The following is a 13,803-nucleotide window of genomic DNA, read 5'->3' as shown; positions in this document are numbered from 1 at the left end:
ATTAAAGTGTAATGATGAGTGGCAGTCCAGATTTGGGCTAATAGTACCGACGAGAATGATGACTATGAAGCAAATTGAATCTAAACCTTTGTTGACGGTCATCGTCGCCGTATTCAATGGCGCAAAGACGCTGCAGCAATGCATTGATAGTTTTGCACAACAAACCTACGAAAACAAAGAGCTAGTCATCATCGATGGGGGGTCTAGGGACGGTACGGTTGATTTGTTGAAAGCAAATAGTCATTTGATCAGCTATTGGATTTCAGAGCCGGATCGTGGGATATACAACGCCTGGAACAAGGGGTTATCACAGGCAAAAGGAGAGTGGATCTGCTTTCTCGGGGCCGATGACTACTTTTGGGATGCGCATGTATTGGAGAAAGTCAGTAAGCAGTTGGTGACTGTTAGTCCCGCTATCTGTGTAGCATATGCTCAAATAATGCTCGTTAACGCAGACGGTGGCGACCTTTATCCGGTTGGTGAGCCGTGGCTTAAAGTGAAAAAAAGCTTCACACAACTCATGTGTATTCCACATCAGGGTGTAATGCATCGGCGCAGTTTGTTCGAGCGGAGAGGCGTATTTGATGAATCTTTCCGAATTGCAGGTGACTATGAATTACTCCTGCGAGAGCTAAAAACGGGCGAGGCCCAGTTCATTCCTGATTTGATAACAACTGGAATGCGTCAAGGAGGTGTCAGCAGCGACCCTGCCAACACATTGGTGGCGATGCGAGAAATCAGGCGGGCACAAAGAATGAATGGTCAAAAAATGCCGGGGGGGTTATGGCTGATGGCGATGGCACGTGTATACATACGATTCTGGTTGTGGCGCGTGCTGGGTGAAACGATGACAAAAAAGGCACTTGATACCTATCGACGTGTACGGGGATTAGCGCCGTACTGGACCAAAATCTGATTTTTCGTCATTGTTTCAGCGGCCTATTTCGATTTTTTCGGATTGTAATGGTTGGCCGCCAGGGTAAATGTCATTAGCACAACTGCGCCTTTTATGGGAGCGCTGTTGTCAATCAAAAAACTCAATCAAGACGTTACAATCCGGCTAAAATTGCCGGTAATTTTTGTAACACATCGCCGGAGGCCTGCAGTTAGCCCCGTTTGATTCAAACATTGGTCTGAGGTTCGGCTGAAACTTACTGTCTTAACAAACTTAATGCACGGGGGCTGATTGTGACCCGTAGATTGTTCATTCACGCTACGAATGTGCACCAAGGAGGCGGTCGCTCTTTGTTGTTAGCCCTGATGGGCGCGTTGCCCGCGGGCATTAAACTAGTGCTGTCTCTGGACGGCCGCATTCTCTTGCCCGATGAAATTGAGCAAGAAGTACAAGTCCGGCGTGTTGCCCCTACCGTCTTGAGACGTCTTTTTGCGGAAATTTGGCTGCGCAAGAATGTCGAGGCAGACGATATCGTATTGTGTTTTGGCAATCTTCCGCCTTTGTTCAAATTGCGTGGGCGTGTTGTGGTATTCGTACAAAATCGCTATTTGGTCGATGGTGTCAAACTAGATGGTTTTTCCCTTAAATCCAGACTGAGAATGTTCGTGGAGCGCTTGTGGCTTTCCAGCAGATTAGCTAATGCGGATGAGTTACTCGTGCAGACACCGTCGATGAAAACACTACTGAGTATTTTATCGAAGGGGAGCATTCCCGTCAGGGTCTCTCCATTTGCTGCTGCGCGTGACGGTTACCATCGTCAACTGAATACGGTTGAAACGGGAAGAAGAAAAGAAGCTGATTTTCTGTATGTCGCGTCTGGCGAGCCGCATAAAAATCATCGTAAATTGATCGAGGCTTGGTGCTTATTGGCAGATGAGGGTTTATTTCCCTCTTTGATACTGACGTTGGAACGTACGCATTTCACCGAATTGTGTCTATGGGTGGAAACGAAAGTCGCGAAGTACCGGATTAGAGTGGAAAATGCAAGCAATGTGCCGCATGCCGAGATTGGGCGGCTTTATGATCGGGCTGCTGCGCTAATTTATCCTTCTACCATTGAGTCATTGGGGTTACCCCTGATTGAGGCGAGACAGGCTGGCCTCGCGGTGTTGGCGTCGGAATTAGATTATGTGCGCGATGTGATTGATCCGGAGCAAACATTTGATCCTGAGTCGGCAATCTCCATCGCGCGCGCGGTGAAACGTTTTCTCGGCGTCGAAGAGCATGGTTTGCCGCTGCAGGATGGCAAGGGGTTCATGACACAAATTTTGGAAGATTTAGCATGTTGACTGCGGGCAAGAATAAATGAAAGTGCTTATTGTCAGTCAATATTTTCAACCTGAGAGCTTTCGAATCAACGATGTTGTTAAGTCGTTAGTGGAGAAAGGCGTTGAAGTTGATGTTTTGACAGGAAAGCCTAATTACCCCGATGGCGACTACTTTCAAGGCTATCGAGGGTGGGGCTGTCAGCGGGAACAGTGGGCCGGCGCAAATATTTATCGTGTGCCGCTTGCCGCGCGCGGTAAGCGTAGTGCGTTGAAGTTGATCTTCAATTACCTATCCTTTATCGCTGCTGGTTGTTTGTTTGGGCCCTGGTTGTTGCGCCGTCGCCGTTATGACGCCATCTTCGTCTATGCAACATCGCCACTGCTGCAGGCAATTCCAGCGTTATTCCTTGGTTTTTTGAAGCGCTCGAAGGTCTTGGTTTGGGTCCAAGATCTTTGGCCAGATAGCCTGGCTGCGACAGGCTATGTTCGCAATGCCGTCGCCTTGAAATGCGTTGAATACATTGTCAGGCTTATTTATCGTCATGCCGATTTATTGCTAGTACAGTCCGAGGCTTTCAAGCAAAACGTAAGAAAGCTTGCCCCTGGGAAGCCCATCGTTTATTACCCGAACTCTGTCGATCGCATTTTTAGCAGTGGTGATGACGGTGAATTACCTCAACTTCCGTTCCCTTACAATGGCTTTACGGTGGTTTTCGCAGGAAATGTGGGCTCGGGTCAAGCGGTAGAGGTCATTGTTGGCGCTGCAGATTTGTTGCGTGGGCGCCAGGATATTTCTTTTGTTGTTTTCGGCAAAGGAAGTCGATGGGATTGGATGGAATCGCAAGTGCGAGAGCTCGGCTTGACCAATGTGTATTTGCCGGGTCGTTTTCCTGTGGAAATGATGCCAGGGGTGATGAGCAAAGCGTCGGTATTATTGGTGACACTAGCCGACGAGGCTATTTTTGCTGCGACAGTTCCCAATAAAGTACAGGCATATATGGCAGTGGGTAAACCCATTATTGCGAGCCTTAATGGCGAAGGTGCACGCTTGGTGGCTGAAGCCGGCGCAGGACTGGCCGTGCCAGCAGAAGACTCAACTGCATTGGCTGCCGCTGTATTGCAACTTGTCGAAATGACCGACGCGGAGCGCGAGCAAATGGGGGAAAATGGCCGCGCATTTTTCAAGCAGCACTTTGATCATGATAAATTGATTGATAGGCTGATTACTCATTTTTCGGATTAAACAGATTTGGCAAGACAATCACGATGAAAATTCTAGTATTCGGTACAAGTGGGATGATTGGGCACGCGATGTTTCGCGTATTGTCTGAGAACGCTGAGTGGGAAGTTTTTGGTACGTTGCGTAATGTCCGTGATCTGCAATTTTTCCCCTCAATGCAGAAACGAATTGTGACAGGTGTCGATGTCAATTCGCATGATGCCCTGGTCAGGGTATTTTCGGAGGTAAGGCCCGATGTTGTAGTCAATTGTATCGGCCTGACAAAACACCACAAGGAAGCTGCAGATCCGTTACAAGCGATTCCAATCAATGCGCTGTTACCACATCGCATGGCCCAACTGTGCGAGGTTGTGAACGCCAGGTTTATTCATGTCAGCACTGATTGTGTTTTTTCCGGTAAAGATGGACTTTACCGCGAGGATGCCTTTCCAGATGCCAACGATTTGTATGGCAAATCGAAATTCCTGGGTGAAGTCAATAATGAACGCGCCTTGACTCTTCGTACCTCAACTATCGGACACGAGTTGCAGAGCGCATACGGATTGCTGGAATGGTTCTTGGCGCAAGAAAATGAGTGCAAGGGCTTTAAACGGGCCATTTTTTCCGGATTGCCCAATGTTGTTTTCGCGCAAGTCGTGCGCGATATTGTCCTTGTGCGTCCAGAGTTACATGGTTTGTATCATGTCGGCGCAGCGCCAATCGACAAATTTGATTTGCTGAGTCAGATTGCTGCAATCTACCGGAAAAAAATCAAGATAAATCCAGACGAGGACTTTTCCATTGATCGATCGTTGGATGTGACTCGATTTACGAATGCTACGGGTTATGTCGCACCAGATTGGCCGACGTTGCTTGAGCAAATGTATCTTTCTCAATATCCTCAAAAATAACGCTATGTTTAAAGACAAGGTATTAATGATAACCGGTGGCACCGGGTCATTCGGTAACGCAGTTTTGAAGCGCTTCTTATCAACTGACGTGCGCGAGATACGCGTCTTTAGTCGCGACGAGAAAAAACAGGAAGAGATGCGAATCGCGCTGAACGATAAAAAATTGAAATTCTATATCGGAGATGTGCGTAATTACGACAGCATTCATCAAGCTCTCAAAGGTGTCGATTATGTATTCCATGCGGCTGCATTGAAGCAGGTTCCTTCGTGCGAATTTTATCCAATGGAAGCCGTTCGCACCAACGTATTGGGTGCCGAGAATGTGATGACAGCCGCGATTGCCAATCACGTTAAACGGGTAATTGTTTTGAGCACCGACAAGGCTGTGTATCCGATTAATGCCATGGGCATTTCGAAAGCCATGATGGAAAAACTCATGGTTGCAAAAGCTCGCATGCAAGGCGAGGGAGAAACAGTGTTGTGCGCTACCCGTTATGGCAATGTCATGGCGTCGCGTGGTTCTGTCATTCCTTTGTTTGTATCGCAGATCAAGGCAGGTAAGCCGCTTACAGTGACCGATCCGAATATGACACGTTATCTGATGTCGCTTGAGGATTCAGTTGATTTGGTGTTGCACGCATTTGAGCATGGACGGCAGGGTGATATTTTCGTGCAAAAGGCTCCCGCGTCAACAGTAGCGGACTTGGCGATCGCATTGACAAAGATATTTTCCAGTAACAGTGAAGTTCGGATTATTGGTACCCGACATGGGGAAAAGCTTTACGAGACGTTGGTCTCGCGGGAAGAGATGGCGCGCGCCGAAGATCAGGGCGGCTATTATCGTGTACCCGCCGATGACAGAGATTTGAATTACGCTAAATATTTCAGCGACGGGGAAGAGAAAATCTCGCACTGCGAGGACTACACGTCCCATAGTACGCAAAGGCTCACCGTTGAAGAGGTTATTGCATTGGTGAAAAAATTGGATTTTATTCAGGAGGAAAGTCGTGTTTAAGGTAATGACCATCGTCGGGACGCGTCCTGAATTGATCAAAATGAGTCGTGTAATTGCTGCTTTGGATGTGCACACTCAGCATATATTGGTACACACAGGTCAGAATTACGACTTTGAGTTAAATCAAATTTTCTTTGAGGACTTGCAGATTCGGAAGCCAGACCATTTCCTGGATGCGGTCGGCGAGAACGTGGCGCAGACAATCGGTCAGATCATAGCTAAGGCTGATGCGGTGATGGAAAAGGAAAAGCCCGACGCCGTCATGCTTTACGGTGATACTAATTCGTGTCTGGCTGTTATCGCCGCAAAGCGTCGCAAGATTCCAGTTTTTCATATGGAAGCGGGCAATAGATGTTTTGATCAACGTGTGCCGGAAGAACTTAATCGTAAGGTTCTCGATCATTTGTCTGATATTAATTTGGTATTGACTGAGCATGCTCGCCGGTATCTGATCGCAGAAGGCGTCAAGCCTGAGCAAATTATTAAGACCGGCTCACATATGCGCGAAGTCATTGACTTCTATAAGCCCAAGATCGAGCAGTCAGATGTTCTCTCTCGACTGCAATTGGAGGCGGGAAGGTTTTTTGTTGTCAGTGCGCACCGCGAAGAAAATGTTGATTCGCCTGAAGCGGTCAAGGATTTTCTGGAAACCTTGCAGGCTCTGGTAGCACGCTTTCAAATGCCAATTTTCGTTTCTACCCATCCCAGAACACGCAAACGTCTGGAAGACATTGGCTACAGCAACCTGGATCCGCGAATCATGTTTTCCAAGCCACTGGGTTTCTTTGACTATATGAAATTGCAAACGGAAGCGTTCTGCGTGCTTTCAGATAGTGGAACAATTACCGAGGAGACTTCGCTGCTCAATTTGTGTTCGATTACGTTGCGCAATGCGCATGAGCGGCCAGAAGGTATGGATGCTGGTACGCTTATCATGGCTGGACTCAAGTCGGATCGGGTAATAGATGCGATCAATATAGTTACGTCTCAACGTGCCGCCAATGCGCAGCCTGTGTTGCCTGTCGCAGACTATGAAAATCCGCACGTATCGACGCAAATTGTGCGGATAGTTACAAGTTACATCGACTATATCAATCGGGTTGTTTGGTCAAAATAAGTTAGTTCTAAGAATAATGGGAGGCAAAGTACCTCCCATTTTCCACCCATCCTCCCCTCGTCCTATTCGTAAGATGTAGCGCGTGAATAGTGTGAAATGCTCCGACCGACATAAGTGTGGTGTAGGAGAAATCTATGTTGTATATAGATTGATGATAGGAGAGATTTAGATTGCGTTATTCGTTCCCGCTTGCGTTTATGGCAAATACGTTTGCCGTAACGGTCTTGCTGATTGCTCTGGGTTTAGCTGGCCATCGTGCAATGGCAGCTGACGTAGGGGTCGTGCAAGCTGCAACATTAGCATTGCTCTACGCATTTTCAGCAAATGCACGCAGCCTGATTCTCAGCAAAAAGTCTGGTGTATCAGCAAGTTCGGTGATGATCGGTCGCTTGCTTTTGCTTTTGCCGCTGGCAGTAGCCGCCTATTGGCTTAGCGTCAAAGTTGCTGGCGTCGAGACTCTGCTTGCAGTTATTTTGATTCTCCGCCGTTGCGTTGAGTGGATAGGGGAAGTCCATCTGAGCGAAATGGAGCGCCTGGGGTATCAAAAGGTCGCGAAAACATATTTAGCGTTGCAATCAGTTCTGCTGTTACTTTTGCTGGTGTGGTTGGTTGGAGATTTCAGGTTTCCATTGTTTGCACTGTTTCTATGGGCAATTCTCCCTCTCTTTATTAGCGCCAGATTTATTTGGGACACCTTGGTCATCACTCCAAAGTCGCCAGGAGGAAGTGTCCGTGAAATATTGCCGAATCTGGGGTCGACAGCAATTATCGGCATCACTGTTTATGTCTTCAGGCTATTGATCTTGCTTGTGATGGGCAAGGAGACCGCTGGCGATATGTACACAGCCTTTGCCATCGGAGGAGTCACCGGCTCGGTATTTGCTAATGCGTTGGGCGCAAGTATTGCGTTGCATGAACAGCGCAGTGGTAAACCTTATTTGCCGCCCTTTTTACGGGGCGCGTTGAATCTGTCGCTCGCGCTGGGTCTCCTCATATTTGTCGCATCCACTGCGAAACTTTCAGCATTGAGTTGGACCGGTAAAACTTACTTCTTCTGGGAGGCGACCGGTCTATCGATGATAGGTGGCGTGGTCATGGTCTATGCCCAGCAAATTCGATTTAGGCTACTTCAGCACGATACTGAGCACGATGTTTTTGGGCCTGATGTATTGATGAATATACTGATTTTTACCTCGGTGCCAGTCATCTTTTATATGTTCGGCAAAGAGGCCATGAGTGTCCTGTATTTGCTAAGTGCGGTAATGGCATATGTTTTCTATCGGAGTGCCGGGATAGAAAAGCAGGAGACACTAGGACGGCAGGTTTACTCTCCGCGCACATATAAATCCCTGCGGGCGGCAATAGGGGTGCTGTTGCTTCTTCCGATGTTTTTCCAGATCAGCAAGGGAGTGTTTGCAGATCCATCGGTCTCGTTTAATAGTGGCGGTGTATTGGGTAACCTGCCGATCCCTGTCTCTGTTATCGCCTGTTATGGTGGCATTCTGCTATTTGGAGTGTATCGACGTGCCTTCCTATCATTCGGATATATTTTTTTAACGTGTATCTTAATGGTAATGTCGTCGATTATTTTGACACGAGGTTCGCAGATTGAGCAGCAGTCGAAATTTATATTGCTTATTCAGCTCATACTGCCCATGTTTGCTTTGGTGCTTGGTCAAGTATATGAGCCACTTGATCGAGCTCGGGAAGACAATTCCTACGCCAAAGCATTTTTTGGAGTTTTGTTAATTATTGTTCCGATTCAGTTAATTTTTACAGTGAAAATGGGCAATGGTTATCTATCTCCGACACTTGGTTGGTTTTCGATCTATCAATATCTTCAATATGTGCCGGTAGTCTTTGTCGCTGCATATCTTCTCTCCTTATTTAGTCTCTGGCATGAAAGGCGATTTCGTAATGGATTGGTCTTTATCTCGGTATGCATGTCAATTTATGTTTCCGCATCGCTGTCTCTGCTATCAATTATTTTGTTTTTTGGTGGGGTAATTTTCTTTGCGCTGCTTAATATAAGAAAAAGAAATAATAAATTGCCTCTTGTTATATTATTGTTGGTTATCTTGTCGAGCTGGACTTATTTTCAGTGTGAAACAAAAAATACTATATTTAAAAAAGCTTTTGCTGAAAATTGTGTTTCTATAAATTCTGAGTTGGCCCCTGGAGTGGAGTCTCCCCATTCAAACGCGATAGCGCCAATAGGGTCCTCCGATGGCGCCCCCCGATCCTCAGGAATTGACATTAGATTCTTGCCTGTGTTAAGTGAGCGCTATACTTATTGGAAGTATTATTCCGATGGCATCACGGAGAGCGCGCAGTCACTGCTTCTAGGACTTAGTGTGCCGCCGAATCGTACTTTATATCCTAGTGCGCATAATTATTATCTGGATTTCATATATAACTTTGGGTTAATAGCATTACTTCCGACATTATTCCTTCTTGGTTTTACCATCGTTGAAATACTGCGTCAAAGAAAGAGGATCCTGGAATCTCCTGCTTTATTCGCGTTGAGTCTTGTAGTTTTATTTTTGGTTGTTGTTGACAACTCAGTGAAGGTAAGTCTGAGGCAGCCCTATACTGGGATATTTACCTTTTTTCTCTGGGGCGTTCTTCTCAATAAACTGATGAGGCCTGAGTTGGAGCCAATTATTAGCGAGTTTTCGTCGACGTGATGTTTTTCGGAAAGATATTGCTTGGTTGTTGCTGTGAAAAAGTAACCAAGCTCCAACTTCCTCAAGCTTTTTAATAATCACCATCTGGATGGCCAAGATTATTGACTGACTAACGATGTTGACCTCTTTTGTGAGGCGAGATGGACTAATGTCTGGAGTGGCAGTTTCTAGGGGTGCTGTAGGACTCCATGTTGAAAAGTTATAAGCGTCAGTAAATTAATTTTATTTATCTAATTAAAATCTATAAAATTTCTTTATGAACCCTCGTCAACTAAAAAGTGGAAATAAAGATGTTAGCGTTTAACAAAACAAATTTTGATATTTTTCAGGTGTGTAAATATTTATTTTTTTTAATTTGCATATTGCTGACGATAATTGCCTTTAAATCCTATTCTGGAGATAAATATATATATCTTCTGTTTACACTGATATCAAATGTTCTTCTATATTTTTCATTCAGAAAAAAAGCTATTTTTTTTGATGCATTTATCGGTGTATTTCTTTGGCTTGGATTCTGGCTCAAGTTGACCATTAGAGTCGGTTTTACGGACGGTATATTTCATGAGTCAGTAGGTAGTTTTGACGGCTCAGGCCCTGCTTTTGATCGAGGCCTACTCGTCACTTCATGCGGCATGCTAGGCTTGGTTTGTGCTGCATTGATCCGAGGATATGTCTTTTCCTACCAAGGAAAAAAACAGGAGTCTGTCACTCAGCCGGGTATTTTTAATCTATATCAGAGGCATCGAAAAATAATACTTATTTTATTTGTGTTATTTTTTATTTCTATAGCGCTAAGTAATATTTATTATGGTATATATCAACGAGGGCAGGTGCCATTGACAATACCTCCGTTTGGTATTGGTGGTATTTATAAATGGTTGTTGCTGTTTGGTCTGGCATCTTTTTCCGCAATAATATTGCAGTTCGAATATTCGATCGGAAGAAGCAATTCCTTCCTTGCTGCAGTTATCTCATTGCTTGAAGGATTTGTATCAAATGTTTCTTTGCTTAGTAGGGGAATGATTCTCAACTCAACTTCCTTATTTTATGGGCTATATAAAAATTTCAAAATAAATTTAATTCCGGTGAATCGGCGATTTTTTGTTGTTCTAACAATTTTTTTCTCAATTTTATTTATAAGTTCCGTATTCGTCGTGAATCATCTGCGATATAGCGGATTTTTGAGAAACACCAGTGTGAATCGTTGGGAAACCACGAGTGCAGTTCATGAAATGACCATACCTCTGTTTGTCGATCGCTGGGTCGGTATGGAGGGCGTGCTGGCAGTATCGAGCTCCCACAAGGGGGGGTGGGATTTGTGGAAGCGAGGCTGGCAAGAAGTCTATTCTGATAATAGTACAAGTTTTTTTGACTTGAATCTGGTTAATTCGCCATACCTGAATGCCAATACTGCAATACATCACTACATCTCATTACCAGGCATTATTGCGTTTTGTTTTTATCCTGGTTCATTTCCGTTCTTGTTTGTCTGCCTATTTATTGTTGGAGTGATCGGTGCTGTAGTTGAAATATTTGTTTATCGTATCGGTGGGAAAAATCTGATTTTATGTTCGTTGTTAGCACAAGCGATTGCCTATAGATTCGCGAATTTTGGATATGCACCAATGCAGTCCTATTTGATTTTTGGTTCACTGTTCATGAATTTGGTGGTGATTTATGGTGCTGACAAATTATTGGCATTTATATACCTCAGAGACCCAGCACAGCGCGGACTAAAATCCGACCGTGTTTGATGAATTTGTTAGCGTCAGGGGCGTACCGGGAGATAGCGTTCGGTCGTTTGACACACTGGGAGCACTTCATCAAGTGCGGAGTTCAACTAGTGCTTTAGGACAACCCCGTCACCTATTGATGTCGAAGCAGATTAAAATGTTCACTGCGGGAATTGACTTGGCCGGAAGACTACTTTGCCTCAGGAGGGCAAATGCGAGCGTCTCGATGCCTTATAGATCAATGGTCGGGCTCCGGCGTCGAGGGGCGGCTATAAATGGGCAAATACCAAGATGTCTTGCCAATCAACCGTACTGAATGACTCAGAAACTAAGTCGCCGGGTTGCCGGAAGGGATTTTCTCCAACATGTTATCGCTATTTATCGGTTTCCTCATATCTGCAGTAATGACACTGTTCGTGCTCAAATACGCGAGTTTGCATGATGGCATGTTGGACTCTGATCTTGACAGTGTCCAAAAGGTACATACACATGCTGTTCCGAGAATTGGTGGATTGAGTATCTTTGTCGCAGTCGCACTGGGAGGAGCTTTTTCTGCTTGGCGGCAGCCTGATGTGGCCAAGGATATGGGCATGATCGTCCTGTGTTCGGCGGTCGCATTTGGTGGGGGAATCGTTGAAGACTTTACCAAACGGGTGAGCCCATTCCGCCGTCTACTGCTAACAATGATCGCGGCACTGCTTGGTTTCTACCTGCTCAATGCACGTATCGAACACATTGATCTCGTCTTTGGCGTTTGGGTTATCGGTCAACTCTGGATTACCTTGCCGCTCACGATTTTTGCGGTCGCGGGGATTGCTAATGCCATTAACATCATCGATGGGTTTAACGGTCTTGCCAGCATAGTTGTGCTGTGCATGTTGCTATCGCTTGGATACGTCGCATTGCAAGTCGGTGATTCATTCGTCCTGATCACAGCGCTGTTAGTCGCTGGTGCTACGGTTGGTTTTTTCGTCTGGAACTATCCGGCCGGCTTGATTTTCATGGGTGACGGTGGCGCTTATTTTCTCGGTTTCATGCTGGGTGAGTTGGCAATTCTGCTCGTCATGCGCAATCCACAAGTCTCTACCTGGTATGCGGCTCTTCTGCTGATCTATCCTTGTTTTGAAACAATTTTTTCTGCCTATCGGCGGTTTTTTCTGCGCGGACAGTCGCCTGGGATGCCCGATAGCATCCATTTGCACAGTTTGATATTCAGACGAATGGTGGTCTGGGCAATTGGTCGCCGCGACGCACGCGCGCTTACGCGGTGCAATTCGATGACATCACCTTATCTCTGGACGCTTTCGCTGACAGCCGTAGTGCCAGCCACATTGCTGTGGCGTCATACGTGGGCATTGATGCTTTGCTGTTGCTTGTTCATCGCAATCTATATCTGGTTGTACTTGCGCATAGTCAGGTTCCGCTCGCCCCGGTGGCTCATGTTGCATAAGAAGAAGTAATCATGTCGTTCTTGCAATAAAATAAAGTGAATCAGTCATCATGCAAATTGCCTCAGCCATTTTCAAAGCCTACGACATCCGTGGCATCGTCGGTCAAACGCTCAACGCCGACGTCGCTTACCAGATTGGTCAATCCTTTGGCTCGGCGGCGTCAAGCAAAGGCCAAACATCGGTAGTCATTGGTCGCGATGGTCGTTTATCCGGCCCTGAACTGTCGGCCGCTCTGGCCGCTGGTCTGCAATCGGTTGGCATCAATGTTATTGATCTCGGTGTTGTGGCAACGCCTATGGTGTACTTCGGTACGCATGTGCTGGGAACCCAATCAGGCATCATGGTCACCGGTAGCCATAATCCGCCTGACTACAACGGATTCAAGATGGTCCTTGCCGGTGAAGCTATTTACGGCGACACCATTCAAGCCCTGTATCAATCCATTCTCAAGAACACCTTTGTCGCTGGCGAAGGCAGCTATCGCACTTACGAACTCCGTCATGAATACCTTGCACGTATCGTTGGCGACATCAAGCTGGCGCGCCCGATGAAAATCGCGATTGACTGCGGTAATGGTGTCGCTGGTGCCTTCGCCGGGGAGTTGTATCGTGCCCTGGGCTGCGAAGTGACAGAACTGTTCTGTGAAGTCGATGGTAGTTTCCCGAACCATCATCCTGACCCGGCACATCCTGAAAATCTGCAAGATCTGATCCGTAGTCTGCAAGCAGGCGACGTCGAAATTGGCCTGGCCTTTGATGGCGATGGCGACCGTCTCGGTGTCGTGACCAAGGATGGGCAGATCATTTATCCCGACCGCCAATTAATGTTGTTCGCAGCAGATGTCTTGAGCCGTCATCCCGGTAAGGAAATCTTGTACGACGTCAAATGCACCCGCCATCTCGCGCCCTGGATCAGTGCCCATGGTGGCCAGCCACTGATGTGGAAAACCGGTCATTCACTAGTCAAGGCCAAGTTACGTGAAACCGGTGCACCGTTGGGTGGAGAGATGAGCGGCCATGTGTTTTTCAAGGATCGCTGGTATGGCTTTGATGATGGCTTGTATGCTGGTGCCCGTCTGCTCGAGCTGCTGAGCCGCGTATCCGATCCATCGTCGGTCTTGAATGCGTTGCCACAATCCACAAGCACACCGGAGCTGCAACTGAAATTAAAAGAAGGTGAGAATTTCGCCCTGATTGAGCAATTGCAAAAAGAAGCGCACTTCCCAGAAGCGCAACAAATTATCTCTATCGACGGCTTGCGTGTGGAATATGCGGACGGCTTTGGCCTCATGCGCTCCTCCAATACCACACCCGTGGTGGTGCTGCGTTTTGAGGCTGAGTCTCAATCAGCACTCGAACGGATTCAGCAGCAATTCAGGCAGGTCATCCTGGCAGCCCGTCCGGATGTGGCATTGCCGTTTTGAAAGGGGTAAGATGCTGGCCCACAG

10 protein-coding genes are annotated in these 13,803 nt (G+C 46.6%); all 10 read left to right on the top strand.

The features are described from left to right. Positions 1–64 precede the first annotated feature (64 nt). The 10 genes from FHW66_RS10965 (at position 65) to FHW66_RS10920 (ending at position 13,779) form a co-directional block, all read left to right on the top strand. Positions 65–916 (top strand): glycosyltransferase family 2 protein, encoded by an 852-nt coding sequence (locus FHW66_RS10965; RefSeq protein WP_183379825.1) that lies wholly within the window; start codon positions 65–67, stop codon positions 914–916. Positions 917–1,245: 329 nt separating this feature from the next. Further along, on the top strand, positions 1,246–2,244 hold the full coding sequence (locus FHW66_RS10960) for a glycosyltransferase (protein WP_255458925.1): 999 nt from the start codon (positions 1,246–1,248) through the stop codon (positions 2,242–2,244). 16 nt (positions 2,245–2,260) lie between these two features. Continuing rightward, the gene (locus FHW66_RS10955; RefSeq protein WP_183379823.1) at positions 2,261–3,466 is read left to right on the top strand and encodes a glycosyltransferase family 4 protein; all 1,206 of its coding nucleotides are present in this window, start codon (positions 2,261–2,263) and stop codon (positions 3,464–3,466) included. 23 nt (positions 3,467–3,489) lie between these two features. Then, a complete protein-coding gene (locus tag FHW66_RS10950; RefSeq protein WP_183379822.1) occupies positions 3,490–4,353 on the top strand; it encodes an SDR family oxidoreductase in 864 nt (287 codons plus the stop codon). Positions 4,354–4,357: 4 nt separating this feature from the next. Then, a complete protein-coding gene (locus FHW66_RS10945) occupies positions 4,358–5,368 on the top strand; it encodes a polysaccharide biosynthesis protein (protein ID WP_183379821.1) in 1,011 nt (336 codons plus the stop codon). Further along, positions 5,361–6,485, top strand: a complete 1,125-nt coding sequence (gene wecB / locus FHW66_RS10940) for a non-hydrolyzing UDP-N-acetylglucosamine 2-epimerase (protein ID WP_370543447.1) — start codon at positions 5,361–5,363, stop codon at positions 6,483–6,485. The genes FHW66_RS10945 and wecB overlap by 8 nt, the downstream gene beginning before the upstream one ends. Positions 6,486–6,655: 170 nt before the next feature. After that, a complete protein-coding gene (locus FHW66_RS10935) occupies positions 6,656–9,172 on the top strand; it encodes a hypothetical protein (RefSeq protein WP_255458924.1) in 2,517 nt (838 codons plus the stop codon). A 290-nt stretch (positions 9,173–9,462) separates the two neighbouring features. Next, positions 9,463–10,926 (top strand): hypothetical protein, encoded by a 1,464-nt coding sequence (locus tag FHW66_RS10930; RefSeq protein WP_183379820.1) that lies wholly within the window; start codon positions 9,463–9,465, stop codon positions 10,924–10,926. Between the two features lie 344 nt (positions 10,927–11,270). After that, positions 11,271–12,365, top strand: coding sequence for a glycosyltransferase (locus tag FHW66_RS10925; protein ID WP_183379819.1), 1,095 nt, complete (start codon positions 11,271–11,273; stop codon positions 12,363–12,365). Positions 12,366–12,405: 40 nt separating this feature from the next. Further along, positions 12,406–13,779 carry a phosphomannomutase/phosphoglucomutase gene (locus FHW66_RS10920; RefSeq protein ID WP_221196976.1) on the top strand — a complete coding sequence of 458 codons (1,374 nt, stop codon included), beginning with the start codon at positions 12,406–12,408 and terminating at the stop codon, positions 13,777–13,779. Positions 13,780–13,803 lie beyond the last annotated feature (24 nt).

Source organism: Herbaspirillum sp. Sphag64 (assembly GCF_014192645.1).
In the GTDB taxonomy this organism is placed as follows: Bacteria; Pseudomonadota; Gammaproteobacteria; order Burkholderiales; family Burkholderiaceae_D; genus Herbaspirillum.
This window is presented reverse-complemented; position numbering and strand designations above follow the sequence as displayed.